Source organism: Pyrococcus sp., from assembly GCF_030153625.1.
GTDB classification, from domain to species: domain Archaea; phylum Methanobacteriota_B; class Thermococci; order Thermococcales; family Thermococcaceae; genus Pyrococcus; species Pyrococcus furiosus.
Map to the genome: position 1 here is coordinate 1 of NZ_JASKLM010000037.1, position 19,083 is coordinate 19,083.

The 19,083-nt window shown below is 39.5% G+C and carries 22 protein-coding genes, 1 other RNA gene and 3 pseudogenes; 13 read left to right on the plus strand and 13 right to left on the minus strand.

Going from position 1 to position 19,083, the window contains the following annotated elements; all coding sequences use genetic code 11:
- Positions 1–95 precede the first annotated feature (95 nt).
- Positions 96–533: pseudogene (locus PWP39_RS07095) on the minus strand (alanine:cation symporter family protein); the annotation flags it as partial.
- 136 nt (positions 534–669) lie between these two features.
- On the opposite strand from PWP39_RS07095, the gene PWP39_RS07100 reads away from it, so the two are divergent.
- From PWP39_RS07100 to PWP39_RS07120, 5 genes are read left to right on the plus strand one after another with little or no spacing between them, the layout of a single operon-like run.
- Positions 670–1,473, plus strand: coding sequence for a DUF4129 domain-containing protein (locus tag PWP39_RS07100; RefSeq protein WP_011011632.1), 804 nt, complete (start codon positions 670–672; stop codon positions 1,471–1,473).
- Positions 1,463–1,882 (plus strand): hypothetical protein, encoded by a 420-nt coding sequence (locus PWP39_RS07105; protein WP_011011633.1) that lies wholly within the window; start codon positions 1,463–1,465, stop codon positions 1,880–1,882. The genes PWP39_RS07100 and PWP39_RS07105 overlap by 11 nt, the downstream gene beginning before the upstream one ends.
- Positions 1,869–2,813, plus strand: coding sequence for an AAA family ATPase (locus tag PWP39_RS07110; RefSeq protein ID WP_011011634.1), 945 nt, complete (start codon positions 1,869–1,871; stop codon positions 2,811–2,813). Before PWP39_RS07105 ends, PWP39_RS07110 begins: the two co-directional genes overlap by 14 nt.
- A gap of 10 nt (positions 2,814–2,823) precedes the next feature.
- The gene (locus tag PWP39_RS07115) at positions 2,824–4,047 is read left to right on the plus strand and encodes a DUF58 domain-containing protein (RefSeq protein WP_011011635.1); all 1,224 of its coding nucleotides are present in this window, start codon (positions 2,824–2,826) and stop codon (positions 4,045–4,047) included.
- A complete protein-coding gene (locus tag PWP39_RS07120; RefSeq protein WP_011011636.1) occupies positions 4,041–4,454 on the plus strand; it encodes a hypothetical protein in 414 nt (137 codons plus the stop codon). Before PWP39_RS07115 ends, PWP39_RS07120 begins: the two co-directional genes overlap by 7 nt.
- Here PWP39_RS07120 and PWP39_RS07125 read toward each other — a convergent pair.
- The 4 genes from PWP39_RS07125 to cgi121 all read right to left on the minus strand — a co-directional run bounded on the left by PWP39_RS07125 (position 4,447) and on the right by cgi121 (position 7,681).
- Positions 4,447–5,637 (minus strand): MFS transporter, encoded by a 1,191-nt coding sequence (locus PWP39_RS07125; RefSeq protein WP_011011637.1) that lies wholly within the window; start codon positions 5,635–5,637, stop codon positions 4,447–4,449. The two genes, PWP39_RS07120 and PWP39_RS07125, sit on opposite strands and share 8 nt — an antisense overlap.
- A 10-nt stretch (positions 5,638–5,647) precedes the next feature.
- Positions 5,648–5,908, minus strand: coding sequence for a TMEM165/GDT1 family protein (locus PWP39_RS07130; protein WP_011011638.1), 261 nt, complete (start codon positions 5,906–5,908; stop codon positions 5,648–5,650).
- Positions 5,909–5,918: 10 nt separating this feature from the next.
- Positions 5,919–7,091 carry a pyridoxal phosphate-dependent aminotransferase gene (locus PWP39_RS07135; RefSeq protein ID WP_011011639.1) on the minus strand — a complete coding sequence of 391 codons (1,173 nt, stop codon included), beginning with the start codon at positions 7,089–7,091 and terminating at the stop codon, positions 5,919–5,921.
- A 161-nt stretch (positions 7,092–7,252) separates the two neighbouring features.
- Positions 7,253–7,681: a KEOPS complex subunit Cgi121 gene (gene cgi121, locus PWP39_RS07140; RefSeq protein WP_011011640.1), complete on the minus strand. Its 429-nt coding sequence runs from the start codon at positions 7,679–7,681 to the stop codon at positions 7,253–7,255.
- Between the two features lie 203 nt (positions 7,682–7,884).
- On the opposite strand from cgi121, the gene PWP39_RS07145 reads away from it, so the two are divergent.
- Genes PWP39_RS07145 through PWP39_RS07160 form a run of 4 tightly spaced genes read left to right on the plus strand, consistent with a single transcriptional unit; the run spans position 7,885 to position 10,463 of the window.
- Positions 7,885–8,073, plus strand: coding sequence for a ribbon-helix-helix domain-containing protein (locus tag PWP39_RS07145; RefSeq protein ID WP_048059034.1), 189 nt, complete (start codon positions 7,885–7,887; stop codon positions 8,071–8,073).
- Between the two features lie 18 nt (positions 8,074–8,091).
- Positions 8,092–9,318, plus strand: coding sequence for a cell division protein FtsZ (gene ftsZ, locus PWP39_RS07150; protein WP_011011642.1), 1,227 nt, complete (start codon positions 8,092–8,094; stop codon positions 9,316–9,318).
- 46 nt (positions 9,319–9,364) lie between these two features.
- On the plus strand, positions 9,365–10,141 hold the full coding sequence (locus tag PWP39_RS07155) for a ParA family protein (protein ID WP_011011643.1): 777 nt from the start codon (positions 9,365–9,367) through the stop codon (positions 10,139–10,141).
- The gene (locus tag PWP39_RS07160; protein ID WP_011011644.1) at positions 10,122–10,463 is read left to right on the plus strand and encodes a hypothetical protein; all 342 of its coding nucleotides are present in this window, start codon (positions 10,122–10,124) and stop codon (positions 10,461–10,463) included. The genes PWP39_RS07155 and PWP39_RS07160 overlap by 20 nt, the downstream gene beginning before the upstream one ends.
- Here PWP39_RS07160 and PWP39_RS07165 read toward each other — a convergent pair.
- From PWP39_RS07165 to PWP39_RS07180, 4 genes are read right to left on the minus strand one after another with little or no spacing between them, the layout of a single operon-like run.
- Entirely contained in the window at positions 10,443–11,252 is an 810-nt protein-coding gene (locus PWP39_RS07165) for an energy-coupling factor ABC transporter ATP-binding protein (RefSeq protein ID WP_011011645.1), read from the minus strand. The two genes, PWP39_RS07160 and PWP39_RS07165, sit on opposite strands and share 21 nt — an antisense overlap.
- Entirely contained in the window at positions 11,249–11,902 is a 654-nt protein-coding gene (locus PWP39_RS07170) for an energy-coupling factor transporter transmembrane component T family protein (protein WP_011011646.1), read from the minus strand. Before PWP39_RS07170 ends, PWP39_RS07165 begins: the two co-directional genes overlap by 4 nt.
- Positions 11,903–11,904: 2 nt before the next feature.
- On the minus strand, positions 11,905–12,156 hold the full coding sequence (locus PWP39_RS07175) for a PDGLE domain-containing protein (protein ID WP_011011647.1): 252 nt from the start codon (positions 12,154–12,156) through the stop codon (positions 11,905–11,907).
- Positions 12,153–12,767, minus strand: a complete 615-nt coding sequence (locus PWP39_RS07180; protein ID WP_011011648.1) for an energy-coupling factor ABC transporter permease — start codon at positions 12,765–12,767, stop codon at positions 12,153–12,155. The genes PWP39_RS07175 and PWP39_RS07180 overlap by 4 nt, the downstream gene beginning before the upstream one ends.
- Positions 12,768–12,942: 175 nt before the next feature.
- Here PWP39_RS07180 and acdAII point away from each other — a divergent pair, with 175 nt between their 5' ends.
- The 3 genes from acdAII to PWP39_RS07195 are packed head-to-tail and all read left to right on the plus strand — an operon-like array spanning position 12,943 to position 16,860.
- Positions 12,943–14,316, plus strand: coding sequence for an acetate--CoA ligase I subunit alpha (gene acdAII, locus PWP39_RS07185; RefSeq protein WP_011011649.1), 1,374 nt, complete (start codon positions 12,943–12,945; stop codon positions 14,314–14,316).
- Positions 14,309–16,249: an indolepyruvate ferredoxin oxidoreductase subunit alpha gene (gene iorA, locus PWP39_RS07190; protein ID WP_288073345.1), complete on the plus strand. Its 1,941-nt coding sequence runs from the start codon at positions 14,309–14,311 to the stop codon at positions 16,247–16,249. The genes acdAII and iorA overlap by 8 nt, the downstream gene beginning before the upstream one ends.
- Positions 16,246–16,860, plus strand: coding sequence for an indolepyruvate oxidoreductase subunit beta (locus tag PWP39_RS07195; protein ID WP_288073347.1), 615 nt, complete (start codon positions 16,246–16,248; stop codon positions 16,858–16,860). The genes iorA and PWP39_RS07195 overlap by 4 nt, the downstream gene beginning before the upstream one ends.
- Before the next feature lie 89 nt (positions 16,861–16,949).
- Here the strand turns inward: PWP39_RS07195 and enfR are convergent, their stop codons facing one another.
- Positions 16,950–17,378 (minus strand): transcriptional factor EnfR, encoded by a 429-nt coding sequence (gene enfR, locus PWP39_RS07200; protein ID WP_011011652.1) that lies wholly within the window; start codon positions 17,376–17,378, stop codon positions 16,950–16,952.
- A gap of 44 nt (positions 17,379–17,422) precedes the next feature.
- Positions 17,423–17,478: C/D box small nucleolar RNA (locus tag PWP39_RS07205), an RNA gene on the minus strand.
- Between the two features lie 276 nt (positions 17,479–17,754).
- Here PWP39_RS07205 and PWP39_RS07210 point away from each other — a divergent pair.
- Positions 17,755–17,904 carry a hypothetical protein gene (locus PWP39_RS07210; protein ID WP_158295412.1) on the plus strand — a complete coding sequence of 50 codons (150 nt, stop codon included), beginning with the start codon at positions 17,755–17,757 and terminating at the stop codon, positions 17,902–17,904.
- An 84-nt stretch (positions 17,905–17,988) separates the two neighbouring features.
- Here PWP39_RS07210 and ago read toward each other — a convergent pair.
- Together ago and PWP39_RS07220 are read right to left on the minus strand one after the other, a co-directional pair.
- A pseudogene (gene ago, locus PWP39_RS07215) lies at positions 17,989–18,987 on the minus strand (protein argonaute); the annotation flags it as partial.
- A gap of 7 nt (positions 18,988–18,994) precedes the next feature.
- A pseudogene (locus tag PWP39_RS07220) lies at positions 18,995–19,083 on the minus strand (IS6 family transposase); the annotation flags it as partial.

Here is a 19,083-nt window from a genome sequence, read left to right on the forward strand (position 1 = left end):
TAAGTAAATAATGGTTTCAGTCCTCATTTCTCTCCCCTTTTCTGAAGAGGTATCAGAAACTTAAACCTAACGTCCCACTGCTTATCCTGACAGTGTCTTACTTCTGAAAATCCTCTTTCTAAGAAGTTGAATGTTCCTCCTATCATCGTCCCATCTGGTAGCTTTCCTCTAAATGCCACTCCTAAAAGTCCTTCTGAGTATCTAGTTGCCATACCGACAAGGGCTGTAATCCACATCCAGAACAAAGCTCCAGGTCCACCAAAGTGTATTGCTGTTGCAACACCTGCTATGTTACCAATTCCAACGGTTCCTGAAATAGTTGCCATTAGTGCTTGAAAAGGTGTTATGTCTCCTTCACCCGTTTTCTTTCTTCCCTCGAAGAGTGTAAATCTAATTGACCACCCTAGCCTTCTGAACTGTATTGCCTTGAGGACTATTGTCAATAGAAGACCGGTACCTAGTAGGAGCACTATTATTGGCGGTCCCCAGACTTCTCCATCAAGCCAATTTATAAAGTCCATAATTGCGCCCATCAATGCACCTCCCAGTAGTTTATCGAAATAAAATAGTGTAAGATGACATATATAAGTCTTTATAATGAGAACTTGTTCACTTAAGAACATATATGAGCACACAAGGTTTTTTATTTTGAACTACCAATAGAGCTCGATGAAAAAATCTTTGATAGTATTTTTTGCCATTCTAGTGGTAATGGGCATATTGTATGGTTCAACTACTGGAAGGGTAAGAAGTGCATTTAGTAGTTCTATCTTGAGCGCTCTTTTTTTATGGATGTCCCTAATATCCTTAATTTTTCTTGCCTTGCTGTTGATAGCATTTGTTATTCTGGTTCGTGAAAAGGATCTGGAGGCAAGAGGGCATTTAAGGGCTAGCCTTGCATTTTTGAAATATTGGTTGATTGTTGCAGCTGCTCTCTTTTTGTACGCATCGTTTTATCTTTCAAAGCTCTTCAAGGTTAAAGAAATGGAAAACATTACTCAAACAACAGACCATGTAGTTGTTCCTCCTTCCTTTTTTGAGACACCCTCAGAGGCAACTCTTGCTTCGGTTTTTGTCTACATCCCAATAATATTCTTTGCAATAATCTTCGTCTTGGCACTTCTTTCAATGGGGCGAGATGTGAATGAATTAAGAAAAACGAGACAAATTAAAAGGGAGCTTGAGGCCTTTGATAAAAAGGTTGATGATCTTGGTGTAGATGCATTTTCTGATCCTAGGGAGGCAGTGATAGAATTTTATCGTAAAGCTGTCTTATGGTTGGAAATCCTGGGAATTCCCTATCGGGAAAGTTGGACTCACTGGGAACATGCGAAGAAAGTTGAATATAAGAAGAAGGCTTATGTCGAACTTGCTAGACTCTTTGAAAAGGCCAAGTATGCGCCTGAAAAGGTAACTATGGATGACGCAAGGAGGGCATATGAACTGTACAAGGTGATTAAGGGTGAGAGTTGAAAAGGGTCGCCTAGTTATTGTATTGGTAGGAATAAGCGCTTTCTTGATCCCTTCTTATGTGATTAGATGGCTACTTGCGATTTTTGTTACGGCACTCTTGTTTATTAAATCAGTGGAAGGATGGGAGCCTAAGAGGAAAACAAGTATTTTCTCAAACTTTTTGGAGTTAAGGAGGGATGAAGTTAAGAGATTAGCAAAAATAATCAGCAGAGGAGAGAAGAGTGGGGTATCGAGGAGAATAGTCAAAGAACATTTATTGGAAGCATATAATATTTTAGGGTATGAGTATTCTGAGCTTAACAGCTCTCCACCCTCAGGAATAAAGGTTCTTGAAGAAGAAGGAAACTTTTTAGAAAGACTAAATGAGGCATTAGATTTATTGGAGGGCGAAATAAATGAGGGTGCATAAGAAGGCTGAAAGAGTTATTGAAGAAGTAAAGAAGGCAATAGTTGGAAAAGATGATGTACTAAAATTAGTTTTGACTTCAATACTTGCCGATGGTCATATATTGATTGAAGATCTCCCAGGGTTGGCGAAAACTTTGATGGCGAAGAGCTTTGCAAAGGCTTTGGGCTTAGAATTCAAAAGAGTGCAGTTTACTCCAGATCTTCTTCCAAGCGATATAATTGGAGTCAATGTTTTTAACCAGAAGACTTTGGAGTTTGAATTCAAAAAAGGTCCAGTATTTACGAATATTCTTTTGGCTGATGAAATAAATAGGGCTCCTCCAAAGACTCAGTCAGCACTTTTGGAGGCCATGCAAGAAAAACAAGTCACTGTTGAGGGCAAAACGTATCAACTTCCCCGCCCCTTCATAGTTATAGCAACTCAAAATCCAATAGAACAGGAAGGGACGTATCCCCTTCCAGAGGCTCAATTGGATAGATTTTTAGTTAGGCTGAGAGTGGGTTATCCAAGTAAAGAGGATGAAAAGGAAATTCTCAGGAGACGTATAGAGAGAAAGCAGGAAGAAGTTGAAATAGATACTGTTCTTTCGCCCGAAGAGCTTCTGGAAATGCAGAGAGAGATTGAGGATGTTTACGTGAGTGAAGCAATTATAGAATATATAACCTCCATTGTTTGGGCCACTAGGGAGGACAGAAAGAACATTGAAGTGGGTGTTTCTCCCAGGGGAAGTCTGGCATTGCTGAAGCTCTCTAGAGCATACGCAGCGATTGAAGGAAGAGACTATGTAATTCCCGATGACGTTAAGGCCGTTGCTGTTCCAGCTTTAAGCCATAGAATTATTCTAAAGAGGGAGCTTTGGTACACTAGGGTAAGTCAAGAGAGCGTTATTATGAAGATACTCGAAAAAGTTCCTGTCCCCAAGTTTGAGTAAGGGATGAAACATGAGGCCCAGCGGAAGGGCTTACAGCCTAGCAGTGGCCACCTGGGTAATAATATTTGCTTCTTATGCCTTTCTTAAATGGACAGGCGTTTTCCTTACAATTCCGATTTTTACCCTAATAATGTTCTCTACCCTATTCTTTAAGCCAAATTTGGATGTCGAAGTTAGGAGGATTGTGAGTCAAGAAAGAGTTATTGAAGGTGGAGAAGCTGAAATTGAAATTATTGTAAAAAGCAAAGAGAGGATAAGGTCACTCTACATTGAAGACCTAACTCCCCCTTCTCTGGAAGTAATTGGAAAGAATTCCTGGGTTATTTCTCTTGAGGAAGAAGATGAGAAAAAATTGAGGTATAAGGTTAAAGTTAGAAGAGGTATCCATGAGTTTCCTGGGATTAGAATTGTTTATAGAGATCCTCTCGGCATCTTTGAAGAGGATAGAATCATTGAAGCTTACGATGAAGTGGTTGGTGTTCCCAGGCTTGAAGATATAGTGACTCCATATTCTACTAAAGGAACGAAGATAACCACTGGGCCTCTTCCTTCTCCAAGAATAGGGGAAGGATTAGAGTTTCATGCAGTTAGAGAGTATCACCCTGGAGATCCAATTAAGATAATGAACTGGAAAGCAACAGCAAAGGTAGGAAAGCTCATGGTAAATGAATTTGAAAGTGAAAGGAAGGTGGATGTTGTTTTGGTCATTGATGCAACTTACAAGGCTGGAGAAGTTTTTGATCATATGATGAGAGCAGCGGCTTCTCTTCTGTTTGATTCCCTTAAGAACGGTACAAGTTTTGGGCTTTTAATTTCGGAGTCAGTTCCACTTTGGATGAAGGTTGATTACGGAAAGCGGCACTTCTTTAAGTGCATAGATGTCTTAAGTATGGCAAGTCCCGACAAGAACAACTTGATAGCTTATCAAGTGGAGCATTTAGCTAGGACGAAAATCCCTCCCAGGGCTCAAATAATCTTCATTTCACCCTTCATGACAAAAGAGAGTGAAGATGCTCTCATAACTATGTATAGGTTTGGTTACAGAATTGTTGCAATAAGTCCTGACCCGTATTCACTTATAAAGCCAAAGACAAGAGAAGAGGAGTTGGCCGTTAGGTTGCTCAGCTTGAAGAGAAAAGCTCGGATTAGAAAGCTTAGGAGCTACGCTCCAATAATAGATTGGAATGTAAATGTTCCGCTAAAATCTGCTGTTTTGGAGGTGGTAAAATGGTGAAAAGATTATTCTCAATATTATTGGCCCTTATGCTTGGATTAATTCTGTATACATTACCAAGTGGGAAACTTCTGATTCCTCTCTTAATTCTTCCGTTTATCTCTTTCGCCCTGGGAGGGATTTTTTTGGCTTTGTTAGGAGTATTTCTAGTTTTAAAAGGCTACACAAATATTTTAGGAATTTTTATTATTGCCTTATCTCTCCTTCTCTTGGAAATAACAGAAATGGAAAGGGCAGAGGCACCAAAGATTCATTATGTTTACGCAATCATTGCAACCTTTCTCTCAATCCCCGCTTACCTCTTTGTGCTCTTAGTTTCCCAGGCTGGAGTTGGAATTGAGGTAACCCTTTTAGCAATAATTTTGGCCTTTTTGGTGTACTTGTTCTTCCGCTATTCCTTCAAGTAGTCTCAACTGGGAGCTTCATTCTGCTAGCAATTATTAGGGCGAGTATCCCTATTAAAGGCATCATTGAGAGTTCTATCAATGCTAGTTCTTCATTAGTCCTTGCTAGTGCCTCAGTTATGCTTGGGGCAATGGCATTCGCTGAATTGGAAATTAGGCCTAAAGCAAAGTTTGCCCTGGGGACTACGTTTTCTGGATATGTAGCTGGAGCGCTGGTCCAAAATGCTGGGCCTGTCCCCTGTAGAGCACCAACTAAAACTACGCTAAAGAGTGCTAATTCATAGTTTCCAGATAGCATAGCCTTGGAGTACAGGAGTAGTCCTGCAAAGCCGAATGCATAGGCAATTATCATGACTTTAACTATTGCGTTGAATAATCCTCTTGGAGTGGTGTTCTTCTTTGAGAGTACAAATCCCAGGTATCCAAAGGCTATGCTCCAAAGTGCCTTTGATAGGTTTAGCGTTGTTGAGAGAGTTGAGACGTGATCTTTTGTCCATCCTATGTCGTATCCAAGCTTGGTTGTGAAGCCTATTATCGTGAAGATTACCCAAAGGGCCGGGAAGAACGTAAATCCAAGAGCCCACGTGAAGGGTAGCTTCCAAACGTTTATTCTTGCATCTCCAGATTTTGGATGCTTTATTTCAAAGTCTTCAACTAGGAGGAACCATAGTAAGTAAACTAAATATATTACTAGGCCAGTAATTACAAAGCCCGTTTTCCAGTCTACATATCCCAACAAATATCTGGCAGCAATGTTTCCAAAGACTCCTCCCCAGAATATCCCTGACAGGATTATTCCTTTGGCGAAAGGCCTCTCAGCTATAAAGTATCTAGCTATCTGCGTGCTGAAAAGTGGTACTAGCCCAACTACAAATCCTTGGATAAATCTTAAAAAGACGACTATATTCCAGTTTCCTACAAATGGAATCAGGATTTGTGGAATTGCTGCCCAGGAGACGGCTATTCCTACGCTTCTTTTGAAAGAACCTTCGTATATTCTTGTGTGCCCCAGGAGAAAGGCCACAAAGAGACCAAAAACATAAGCTACGTGTTGGAGATCATACTGATCTGATGTTATGTTGAAGTGCCCAATTATGTCAGGCTTTGCAACGCTCATAAAAGTTAGCGTTCCAAAACCAGCCGTCATAACTAGGGTGTCCAATATGACGGTCTTCCACCTTCCCATTTTGCCTCCCTCACTCCTTTATTATCATTAGAATTCCAAAGATTATGAAAAATACACCTGCAATTTTGTGGAGCACACTTGCGGGGACAAATTCTCTTAGTTTCTCACCTACAAGAGCTCCAATTAGATTTACAAGGACCAAAGCTGTTGCAGCGCCGACAAATGCTTTGAACCATCCATATTTAGAGGCAAAAGCTATTGTAGCTAGCTGAGTCTTATCTCCAAATTCGGCTAAAAAGATTGCAATGAAAATGCTAAGAATTTCTTTCATAATTATCCCTCTATATTTCTTCTAGGGCCTTTTCTATCCTGTCCATTGCCTCTATAAGTTTTTCTCTGCTTGTTGCATAGCTAATTCTCACATATCCCTCTCCATTTTCTCCAAAGGCCGTTCCTGGGATCACTACTACCTTGGCCTTCTCTAGCAACCACTCACTGAATTCCTCGCTACTCATCTCGGTCTCGCTTATATTGGGGAATACGTAGAATGCTCCCTTGGGCTCTCTTACCTTTATGTATGGCATTTTTCTCAATCTTTGTAGGACTAGTTTTCTTCTCTCGTTGTATTCTTTTCTCATCTCTTCCACTGCCTTCCAACTTTCTTTACTTCTGAGAGCTTCTATTCCAGCAACTTGGACGAACGAAGCAACATTCCCTATTATGTAGGCGTGGAGTTTAATCATTTCCCTTATTATTTGGGTAGGTGCTATGACAAATCCAAGTCTCCATCCAGTCATTGCGAAAGTCTTCGAGAATGAGTTTGCGAGAATGGTATTGTCGGGAGCAAATTTTATCATTGGATAGTGCTTTGCATCATCATATAAGAAGTGCTCATAGGGTTCATCACTCAGAATGTAAATGTTATAATCCTCAGCAACATCCGCTATAGCTTTGGCTGTCTCCTTATCTAAAACTGCTCCGGTTGGGTTGTTTGGATAGTTTATGACTATCATCCTAGTTCTCTTTGTAATTCTTTCTAGTAGCTCGTCTATATCTGGCTTGAAGTCATTTTCCTCCCTTAGAGGTAGTCTTATGGGCTTTGCCTCTGCAAGCTTCGCATCTTCAACATAACAAACGAATGCTGGGTCTGGTATAATTACCTCATCCCCCTGCTCTAGCATGGTCTCAAATGCAAGATATGTGGCTTCATAAGCTCCAGCAGTCACCAAAACGTTGTCTACTTCCACATCAATTCCATAGAACTTCTTGTAGTATTCCGCGATAGCTTCTCTTAGCTCTGGAATTCCGGCATTTGGAGTGTAATGAGTCCACCCTTCGTCTAAGGCTCTCTTTGCAGCTTCCTTTATGTTATTCGGGGTATCAAAGTCAGGCTCACCTATACCAAGAGATATCACGTTTTCCATTTTAGATGCTCTTTCAAACAACTCTCTAATCTTTGAACGCTGGATAACTCCAATTCTGTGGGCCATAAAATATTTCCTCTTTTCTTTCATACGGAGTTCCCTCATGGGGGAATAGGGAAATTCTTTATAAATTCTTTGGAGTTTGGGATTAAAAAGCGGTTTTAGGCTTTTTTAAGGTTCTATCAAAAATATTTCAAAGATAAAAGCTATAGCTCAATTAAATTTTTGATTACCATCTGTTAAATTGAAAGTTATAGGGCCTCTATTATTGCTATATCCTCAAAGGCCTTCTTAGCATACTCCAAGTCACATCTTTCTAATTCGAGCTCCTTTATCTCAAGTGTTGAAAGGATTTTCTGAAGCAATGCGGAGGCATTTTCTCCAAAAGTAACGATGTAATTTTCTCCCTCTTTTGCGCCAACTTTTTTGATAGCCTCTTTTATCTGCCTATTTCCACTAAGCCTCACTAGAATTTCTCCTGGAACTGTCTTTGCTATGCTTCTTCCTTCTTTTACAGCCTTTATTGCAATAATAGTGGCGAATATAACTTTATCTGCACATTCTGCATTTACAACTTGGTAATCTCCCTTAAACCTATCGAAGAGCTTGTTAATTTGCTCGTCTGTTAGCCATACTTTTGATATGCATATTTCTCCAACTTTTGTTCTGATTTCAAGCATGTGGGTAGAATTTTACTCCTCCTATTTATTCCTTTCTCACCATTGTTTAACATTTAGCTTTAAAAAAATTAAGTCAACAAAGGACCAAAATTAAATTTTTTTAAAATTCATATTACAAGAAAAATAAATCAAGCCAAAAAATATTTAACTTAGTTATATGCATAGTCAAAATAGTGAATACTGGTGCTCAGGGTGTTTCAGAGATGAGCAGAATGAAAATCATTAGTGTCCAACTGCCTCAAAGTCTTATCCATGGTTTAGATGCCCTCGTTAAGAGGGGAATTTATCCTAATAGAAGTGAAGCAATTAGGGTAGCAATAAGAGAGCTTCTAAAAAAGGAGCTCTACAAGGAAGAAATCCAAGAAGAAATTCCTGAGTATGTTGTTAAATAATAGTTGGGGGAGGGGAAAATGCTTGAGAAGTTATTAGAGCAGGCAGGAATAAAGCTTGACTTTGATGGGGAAGAGGAAAAGAAATCTGAAATTGTTGACGAATTTTCTGGATATAAGATAAACATTGCAGTTGTTGGAGTTGGAGGGTCTGGAAACAATACAATTTCGAGGCTTTATGATCTTGGAGTTCAGGGGGCAGATTTAATAGCAATGAATACCGACGCCCAACACTTGGCAATAACTAAGGCTCACAAGAAAGTCCTTCTCGGTAAGCACATAACTCAAGGTAAGGGATCTGGTGGAGATCCAAAAGTTGGTTATTTGGCTGCAGAAGCTAGTGCTCAAGAAATCGCTGCAGCTGTAGATGGATACGATCTTGTTTTTATAACGGCGGGAATGGGTAACGGTACTGGAACTGGGGCTGCTCCAGTTGTAGCTAGAATAGTTAAGGAAACTGCAAGGAATAATGGAAGATTCCAGGAGCCTCTTGTTGTTAGTGTTGTGACATTCCCATTTAAGACTGAAGGAACTGTGAGAATAGAAAAAGCTAAGTGGGGTATCCAGAGACTATTGGAATACTCTGATACCGTTATAATAATTCAAAACGACAAGTTACTAGAACTAGTTCCTAAACTTCCCTTACAATCTGCTTTCAGGTTTGCCGACGAGTTAATTGCAAGAATGGTTAAAGGAATTGTGGAGACAATAAAGCTTAATTCAATAGTCAACATAGATTTTGCAGATGTCTATAGCATAATGAAAGGAGGAGGACCTGCTTTAATAGGAATAGGAGAGAGTGATTCAAACAATAGAGCTGTTGATGCGGTGAACAATGCTTTGACTAATAAAATGCTTGATGTTGAATTTGGAAGTGGCGAAAAAGCTTTGGTACACTTTACAATAGGACCAGATGTAAGTTTAGAAGAGATAAACAAGGCTATGGAAGTAGTGTACGAAAAGCTTAGTGAGAAGAGCGAAATAAAATGGGGAGCTATGGTAGATCCAGAGATGGGGAAGACAGTTAGAGCCATGGTAATAATGACTGGTGTTAGAAGTCCCTACATCCTGGGAAATGTAAATGCTCTAACTGACTCTTCTTCCTGGGTTGTTCCAAAAGACAGGAGATTAATTGGAGATCCAAGGATTGAAAAAATGTTTCCTGACTTTAATGGCTCAAGAGCTGGAAGAAAGAGGCCCTCTGTGGGAGATGCAATACTAAAGGAGCTTGGATTTAAAGAGTTATAAAAACTTTTAAAATTCTTTCCTTCTTCATTTCCTTTAGGTGGCTTTAATGGGGGTAGTTGTGAGTATTGCCAACCAAAAAGGTGGGGTTGGAAAGACTACAATAACGCTTAACCTAGGGTACGCCCTCTCTAAAATGGGAAAGAAAGTTCTTCTAGTCGATGTTGATCCTCAATTCAATTTGACATTTGCCTTAATTGGAATGGATGTTATAAATTACAGTGACAAAAATGTGGGGACTTTAATGACAAAGGAGAGCTCGATTGAAGATACAATAGTTGAGATAAACCAAAATCTTCACTTAATTCCGAGCCATCTAATGCTAGCATCAAAAGAAATAGAAATAATTAACACGTACAACAGAGAAAGAAGGTTAGAGAAAGCTCTAAAACCGGTGTTTCCTGAGTATGATTATATTTTAATTGATAATCCACCAAGCATGGGAGTATTTCTAGTGAACTCTCTTACGGCATCAGATTTCGTTTTAATTCCACTAGAGCTCAGCTACTTTGGAGTAATAGGAATGCAACTCATGTTTAACTTAATGAAAATGATTAGGGAAGAAACCAACGACAGTTTAAGACTTATGGGCATAGTGCCAAATAAATTTACCAAGCAGACTAGAGTGCCTCAAATGAGGCTAAAAGAGCTTAAGGAACTTTATCCAGAGGCTCCAATTCTTCCAACGATACCAAAATCTATATCAATAGAAAAGGCCCAGGGAGAGGGTAAGAGCATTTTTGAATATGAACCCAATGGCAAAGCTAGTAGGGCTTTTGAAAAGTTAGCAAGAGAGGTGGTAAGAATTGCCGAAGGAGAAGAATGAAAAAGGGAAAATACCAAAGTTGTTTTTGGGATCTCTGGACGATTTAACAAAACCTGCTCCTCCATCAAAAAAAGAGGAAAAAGACTTGAAGCACGAAAAGAAGCAGAAAACTCTCTACATTTCTTTGGACACGAACAGAAAGTTAATCGAGCTATATGGAGAGGAAGGAAGGAGGCAAAGTAAAATTATAGAGGATGCCGTGGACTTGTATTATTACCTTAAAAAGGCTCTGGGAGAGAGGAAGTTTGATGAGTTGCTGGAGGTTGTAAAGAGAGAAGACGTGGAGTTTCTTAGAGAATACTTATCCAAGTTTAAGCTTTGATTTTAATACCCTTTTGGCGTCATCTAAACTTTTTGGCAACTCAAGGCCTAATTCAAAAAACAGTTCAATAATTAAAGGAACATCTAGGTTATTCCTTTTTAATATTTCTGGAATTAGAACTTCTCCTGGTTCCCCCACCCTTATAACTTCCCCATTTGCTAGAAGTAAAATTCTATCGCATTCTAATAAATATTCAGCTTCGTGAGTAACAATGATCACTGTTTTGCCTTCTTTTCTAAGAGTTTTTATAACATCCCATACTAGCTTCTTTCCCTTAAAGTCAAGGTTTGCAAACGGCTCATCAAAAATGACTATCTGAGGATTCATTGCTAGAATAGCCGCTATTGCAACTCTTTTCTTTTCTCCAAAGCTCAAACTTTTTATCTCTCGATCAATGTAGCCTTCCATCCCAACAAGTTTTAGCGAGTTAAAGACAACATCCTCTAAATCTTTTCCTCTAACTCCAAGGTTATATGGGCCAAAGCCAACCTCTTCTCTCACGGTTGGACAAAAAAGCTGGTCATTAGGATCTTGGAACACTATTCCAACTAATTTTCTGACTTCCCTGGGATTTTTCCTAACATCAATGCCACTTACAAGTACTCTTCCCCTTTTTGCTTTTAATATTCCATTAAGGTGAAGCACGAGGGTTGATTTTCCAGCACCATTAGGGCCTAATATCCCAAATAATTCTCCTTCATTTACTGTAAATGAAACGTTTCTAAGAACGTAGTTTTTCCCATCGTAGGATGAATATAGGTTCTCCACCACTATTATGGGCTGCTTCATAAGAAGAAACCTCCTAGTGTGAGTATTATAAATAATGGATGAACTTTTTTGTTCCCACTAAATGTAGGGAATTCAGAAAAATTCCTTGCCTGCATTGCCCAACTAACTTTTATCCCTCTTATATATACTCTTCTCACTAGTTCTCCAATCATTAACCCCAGGGTTTTGTAATACTCTACTTTAGACAATCCAAAAGCTCTGGAATCTAATGCCCTCTTCATCCTTTTAATTTCTTGGCTGAACAACTCGAGGTAGGCATAGGCCAATGCGAGAGTAAGTAGTATAATGGAAGGTACTTTGAGCTCCTTTAGTTCATTTAATATTGTTGATATGCCCACTGCACTCGTTACTGTGAGGATTGTAGCTGAGGACAGGAATGCTTTTGAAAACAGTAACACAAACATTTGAATACCCTCTTCAGTTATCTCTCCGAATGGTGTTGAAAGTATTGGTTTACCTGGGTTAAAAATAGCCATTGCAAATATTCCAAGTTCTATGCCCGAGAGAGCTAGAAGCGATTTGAATATAGACTTTTTTGGCCTGAAATAAAGAAGTAGGGCTAGAAAAACTACTAAAAAGTACCATAACTCATAAATATCCTTCCTAGTTGAGAGTATGAAGGAATAAAGAAAGAGAAATAGGACGTTCATACTCATACCCTCTTGATCAACATTCCTATTAGGTAAGCTGTTCCAAACACCATTGCAACTCCCAAGAGCCCCATAAGAACTCCTTCTATCCAGCTTTCTCCATAGCTTAGAGGGGCTGTGTATATTATCTTTTCTTCTAGCCCCACTTTTTCCATAGTGGCTTCTAACCCGTCAGGATTCGAGGAAGCCAGGGGAAGTGTAATTGCTAGTGCGAGAATAATAACAAGAAATCCTAAGATTATTTGTCTTTTCATGTTGGAACACCTCCAATACTTGCTACTTTACCTTTCACTGCTTTTATAACGGCCAGGGTTATCAGTGCTTCTCCAATTCCAATTATCGAATGATAAGCAACCATAAGGGAGAACACTTTTGTAAATGGCACATTTCCACTAACTCCTATTTCAATTGCTGTTAGTGCTGCTCCTATCACTACTGATAGCCAGGCTGCAAGTGCAATTCCGAGCTCTTCTTTGACTTTGCTAATTTTCTGGTAGATATAGTAGCCAAGATACGCTCCCACAGCTCCCATGTTCAATATGTTGGCTCCAAGTGCCGTTATTCCTCCGTCCCCAAAGAAGAATGTTTGGATTAGTAAAACCGTTGTCATTACAATGAAGGCGGCATGTGGGCCTAAAATTACCGCCACCAAAGCTCCTCCCAGTAAGTGCCCACTAACTCCTCCAATTATGGGGAAGTTGACCATTTGTGCTGCGAAGATTCCTGCTGCAAAAAGTCCTAATAGTGGTATCTTCTCTTCTGGGAACTCCTTTAGATTTCTAAGTGAGTACGCTAGAACGGCAATAAAACCCAAATATGTAGCGGCTATCACTGGAGGGCTCAATAGGCCGTCTGGGATATGCACATCTTATCCCTCCCTAATTTGTGTTACCAAAGTTAAAAATAGTAGCACGATTTTTAAATATTTTTTAAACATTTTGTTACCAACGTAAGGTTTGCTCATTATTGAATTCAAACGTTCATTGAGGCCTAAGAAACCTTATAAGGTAATTTTACGAGCATGAAATGGGTGGATAGGCGTGCTTGACTACTTCTTTAATCCAAGAGGAATTGCGGTAATTGGAGCTTCTAATGATCCAAAAAAGCTTGGTTACGAGGTTTTCAAGAATTTAAAAGAATATCAGGGAGGAAAAGTATACCCGGTAAATGTTAGGGAGGAAGAAGTTCAAGGAGTTAAAGCTTACAAGAGTGTCAAGGAAATTCCTGGGGAAGTAGATCTCGCAATAATTGTAGTCCCAAAGAAATTCGTCAAGCAGACGTTAATTGAATGTGGAGAAAAAGGTGTGAAGGGAGTAGTTATAATAACCGCTGGATTTGGGGAGACTGGGGAGGAAGGAAAAAGGGAGGAAAAGGAGCTCGTAGAGATAGCCCACAAGTATGGAATGAGAATAATAGGACCTAACTGTGTGGGAATAATGAACACCCATGCGAACTTGAATGCAACATTCATTACAGTGGCAAAGAAAGGAAATGTTGCCTTCATAAGCCAAAGTGGAGCGTTGGGCGCGGGAATAGTCTACAAGACAATAAAAGAGGACATTGGATTCTCAAAATTCATAAGCGTTGGAAACATGGCAGACTTAGATTTTGCCGACCTCATGGAATATCTAGCAGACACCCAGGAAGACAAGGCTATAGCGCTCTACATTGAGGGGATAAAAGATGGAAGGAGGTTCATTGAAGTTGCAAAGAAAGTCACAAAGAAGAAGCCTGTTATAGCCTTAAAGGCTGGAAAGAGTGAAAGTGGATCTAGAGCAGCAGCAAGTCATACTGGTTCACTAGCAGGGAGTTGGAAAATTTATGAAGCTGCATTCAAACAAAGTGGAGTTTTAGTTGCAAATACGATAGATGAGATGCTCAGCATGGCAAGGGCCTTTACTCAGCCTCTACCCAAAGGGAACAGAGTAGCAATAATGACCAATGCGGGAGGCCCGGGAGTTTTAACCGCAGATGAAATAGATAAGAGGGGGCTCAAACTCGCAAACTTAGAGGAGAAAACAATAGAGGAACTTAGATCTTTCCTTCCGCCAATGGCTGCAGTTAAAAATCCAGTTGACATGATTGCGAGTGCTAGGGGAGAAGATTATTATAGAACGGCAAAATTGCTTCTTCAAGATCCAAACGTTGATATTCTAATAGCAATATGTGTTGTTCCAACTTTTGCTGGAATGACACCTACTGAGCATGCGGAAGGAATAATTAGAGCTGTAAAAGAGGTTAATAATGGAAAACCTGTATTGGCTTTATTTATGGCTGGTTATGTTAGTGAAAAGGCTAAAGAATTGTTGGAGAAGAATGGAATTCCAACTTACGAAAGGCCAGAAGATGTAGCTGCCGCTGCTTATGCCCTGGTGCAACAGGCTAAGAATGTTGGAGGTGGGGTAAATGGTTAAAGTTACTGATATAGTTTTGTGGGATAAACCTGGAGAAAGGGTTCTTCTTTTAGGAAATCAGGCAATAGTCAGAGGGGCTCTGGAAGGAAATATTGCTATTTTTGCTGCTTACCCAGGAACACCAAGTTCTGAAGTAACCGATACAATGGCAGCTGTTGCAAAGAGGGCTGGAGTCTATATGGAATATTCTACCAACGAAAAGGTGGCATTTGAGACAGCGTTAAGCGCTTCTTGGTCTGGATTAAGAGCAATGACAGCAATGAAGCATGTTGGATTAAACGTTGCAATGGACAGCTTTATGACAGTTAGCTACATGGGGGTTAATGGTGGGTTCATAGTAATGGTTGCAGATGATCCAAGCATGTGGAGTAGCCAAAATGAACAGGATACAAGGGCTATAGGAAAGTTCGCAAATATCCCAGTTTTAGAACCTTCGAGCGTTCAGGAAGCAAAGGATATGGTAAAATATGGATTTGAGATAAGTGAAAAGTATGGACAAATGGTTATTCTTAGAACTACTACAAGAACCTCTCATATGAGGGGTGATGTCGTCTTAGGAGAGCTTCCCGAGGAAATAAAGCAAGGTAAGAGAAAGTTTGGGGAGTTCAAAAAGAATCCAGAGAGGTACGTTGATATTCCTGCATTCCAGAGAAAGAAACACCTATGGTTACTTGAAACAATAGAGAAATATAGAGAGGAATTCGAAAACTCTCCTTTTAATTGGATTGAAGGAGATGGAAAAGTAGGAATAATAGCTCCAGGGCTAAGTTATGCTTATGTTAAGGAAGCTTTAGCCTGGTTGGGTGTTGAAAACATAAGAATATTGAAGCTTGGAACACCGTTCCCCGTTCCCTATGCTCTCCTTGAGAAGTTCTTCGATGGGCTTGAAAAGGTTCTCATTGTTGAGGAACTCGAACCTGTAGTAGAGGAGCAAGTTAAGCTATGGGCTTATGATAATGACGTAAGAATTCCAATCCATGGGAAAGACTTAGTTCCAAGGGTTTACGAAATGACAACGAGGAGAGCTATGGAGGCAATAGCAAGGTTCCTTGGAATTAATACCCCAATAAACTTTGAGGAGATTGATGAGAAATATAAAAAGGTTCAAGAAATCGTTCCTCCTAGGCCACCTAGCCTCTGTCCAGCATGTCCTCATAGGAATACATTCTTTGCTATAAGAAAGGCAGCTGGTCCAAAGGCTATATATCCAAGTGACATCGGTTGTTACACTCTTGGAGTTCTTCCGCCATTAAAGACCGTTGATACTACCATAGCTATGGGGGGATCAATAGGGATTGCTCATGGACTTAGCATAGCCCTTAATGGAGCTTTGAGTGAAGAACAGAGGAAGACTGGAAAGGAGAAGAAGGTTATAGTTGCCACAATAGGGGATTCAACGTTCTTCCACACCGGTTTGCCGGCATTAGCTAACGCTATCTACAATCGCTCAAATGTCCTCATAGTTGTCATGGACAACCTAGTGACTGCAATGACTGGAGATCAGCCCAACCCAGGTACTGGTGAGACTCCACATGGAGAAGGAAGAAGGATACTTATCGAAGAAGTTGCTGCTGCAATGGGAGCTGATTTTGTTGCTGTTGTCGATCCTTACGACATAAAAGCTACCTATGAGACGATAAAGAAAGCTTTGGAAGTTGAGGGAGTTAGTGTCGTAGTTTCAAGAAGAGCCTGTGCCCTCTATAGAATTGGGCAGCTCAGGAGAGAAGGAAAGCAGTGGCCAATTTATCAAGTCAACGAAGAAAAGTGTACTGGATGTAAGGTCTGTATAAATGCTTATGGATGTCCAGCAATTTATTGGGATGCTGAAAAGAAGAAGGCTAGAGTCGATCCACTAATGTGTTGGGGATGTGGTGGATGTGCCCAGATATGTCCGTTTGGAGCTTTTGAGAAGGTTAGGGAGGGAGAGTTATGAGCTTAAAGGAATATAACATTGTGATCACTGGTGTTGGAGGGCAGGGAATTCTAACAGCTGCTAATATTCTTGGTTGGGCCGCTCTTAGGGCTGGATATAAGGTTAGAGTTGGAGAAGTTCACGGGATGAGTCAGCGTTTTGGTAGTGTCATATCTTATGTCCGCTTTGGAGAGGAAGTATACGGTGCAATGGTGCCAGAGGGAAAGGCAGACGTCATACTTAGCTTTGAACCTGTGGAGGCTTTGAGGTATATCAACTATCTAAAGAAGGGGGGTCTTGTATTTACAAATGCTAGGCCAATTCCACCCGTTCAAGTTTCTATGGGGATTGCAAGATATCCAAGCTTAGAGGAGATAAAGAGAATCGTGGAGGAGGACTTTGGGGGGAAGTTCCTAGCATTTGATGCTGAAAAGCTCGCTATAGAGGCTGGGCACGTTGTTACAACAAACGTTGTTTTGATTGGAGCATTGACACAAACTCCAGGGTTTCCCCTCTCTGAGGAACATGTAAGAGATGTAATAAAGCTTAGTGTTCCTCCAAAAGCTGTAGAGATCAACATGAGAGCTTTTGACTTGGGAGTAAAGACAGCGAAAGAAATGCTTGCTCTTTAACTTTCCTTTTTATTTGACTGTCCTTAATCGTCACAATAGACGCTGATCAGGGATTCATAAAATTTAGAAGTAGAGATTTTACTAATAGTTTAATCCTCTTTAATCTCTTCTATGACTAGGCAATCACCAATTCTTAACTTATTCTTTGAATCTAGAAATAGCACAAAATCCCTCTTAGCAAGCCTATCTTCAACTGGCGCATGTTCAACTAAAAACGTTATGATTTCAGCTGTACTGTAAGGAACCTTTACTCCTACTTTGTCTGCCTTTTTGAAGAACTTTTCGGGTATACTAAATATATCTTCTCCAGCTTTAATTTCCACTATCACCTTTGAGTTTATCTGCTCCCAGAGCAGTAATGTATTTCGAGCTTTCTCAATTTTTTCCATAGCTCTCTTTTCTAAAATGCTAACGTTTGCCCTGCTTGTTCCAAGAATTTTTGCAATTTCACTCTGCTTATATCCTTTAGCTCTCAACATTAGCACCTTTATCTGTTGCTCGGTGAGAAAAGTCTTCATTGTTAAGCACCCACATTTAAATCAAAAACAATAGTTAAAAGAATTGCTCAGCTATCGCGGGCTTCATCACCACTCAGGGACGTCACCCTTCGTCATCGCCAGATTAAGTTTTCCATACTGCATTAAAAATATTTTTTCGTTTCAATATATTTCTGAGAAGTTTCAACTTGAGAGTTCTTTTTTATCTTTCTCTAGAACCTCCCGATTTTAAGATTCCAGACTAATACGTTATTAGAGTCAACTTACAGCTCCTGTTCTCCCGAGAACAGGAAACCTTTTATATCTCTTTTACTGTCCTTTTAAGAACATAGGAGCATAGACAATTTATTTGGGAATACACTGAAGTTTGGAAAATAGCCTTTGAGCAAAAAATATTATGGGAACTATAAAAAAAGGCTATAAGTTGAGGAATTTAGTTCTAGTTCTCAGGCTTACTGAAGGATTAAGAGAGATAATGAAGGTAGCCAAGGAGTTCAGGGAAAGCATACAATTTACTATATCTCATACTAAAGGGTTAGACTTTTAGAAGACAAAGTAATTAAGAAAAGAGTTTTATGGAGGGATTGAGACTGATAGAGGTTAGAAATTGTTTAAATAGAAAAAGTTAATGTCAAACAAAATACAAAAATCCCTCAGCAAGGAACTCTTCTTTTATTTTCCATTCATTTCTGATTGCATTTGCAAACTTGTGAGCATAGTGAACGGGTGCTGGCAACCGCATATCAGCAGAAATACTCCCATAGTTAAGACGAGTTAAAATGAAGATATCTAAGACGTCCTGTCTAGTGATACTCTGCTTCTCGACTTTTCCATTCTTAATTATCCTCTTTTTGGCTAACTTTATTGGTATTGGTGTTCCTTTAGCTTGTTTGAGCTTATGGGGGATTAGGTATATTGCACCACCTAGGTTAAAGTACATTTTCATATTAGCAAAGGCTCTCACAGGGTGATTTTTTATCACGTCCATCGTGACCACCTCAATATCAAACATCTCGGAAATATACTTGAGCCCTTCTTCTTCGTTATTAGTAATTCTTCCATCTCTTAGAAGTAGTATTTTCTTATTATCTAGCTTAATATTGAACTCTTTAAATTTATCAACCATTTCTTTGAAAAACTCATTCATGTCAACTGATTCTCCTCTTTGTTCACCAATTTTAATTGGGACAATTTTTCGTATGTAACCTTGAGAGTCAAACATTACGGCACTACCACCTATATATCCCTCAGAACGCTTCATGGGAGCAACATCAATTCCAATGATGTAGTCATAATTGAACCTGTAATCTAGCACATAATACTTTACTCCAAGTTTAGATAATACTTGAAAAAGTAAGTTGTGTCTGACAAATAGATCAAGTCGATTTCTATCGTATTTGTCTCTTTTATTTTTTAAAGTATCTTCGTTAACCACTTGAGATATTACATTTAAATTAAAGAGTCTCCTTTTAATTTCCTCAAACTTCTCAGATGAAAGTTTATTTCTTGCAGCTATAAAGGCTAGGCCTAGTTCTTTTCCTTTCATGAAACTAGATACCTGCTCCACAACTTCTATAATACCTTTGTCAGAGTTTAAATCTTCAGTTATAACCTTTTCTTTCCCACGAAAGATACTGTCAGGATAACTGGGGCATCACCTCTTGAAGCCACTCAGTCACATCACCAGGCGGACAACCAAACCGAGAATGAAACCTAACAAAATTAT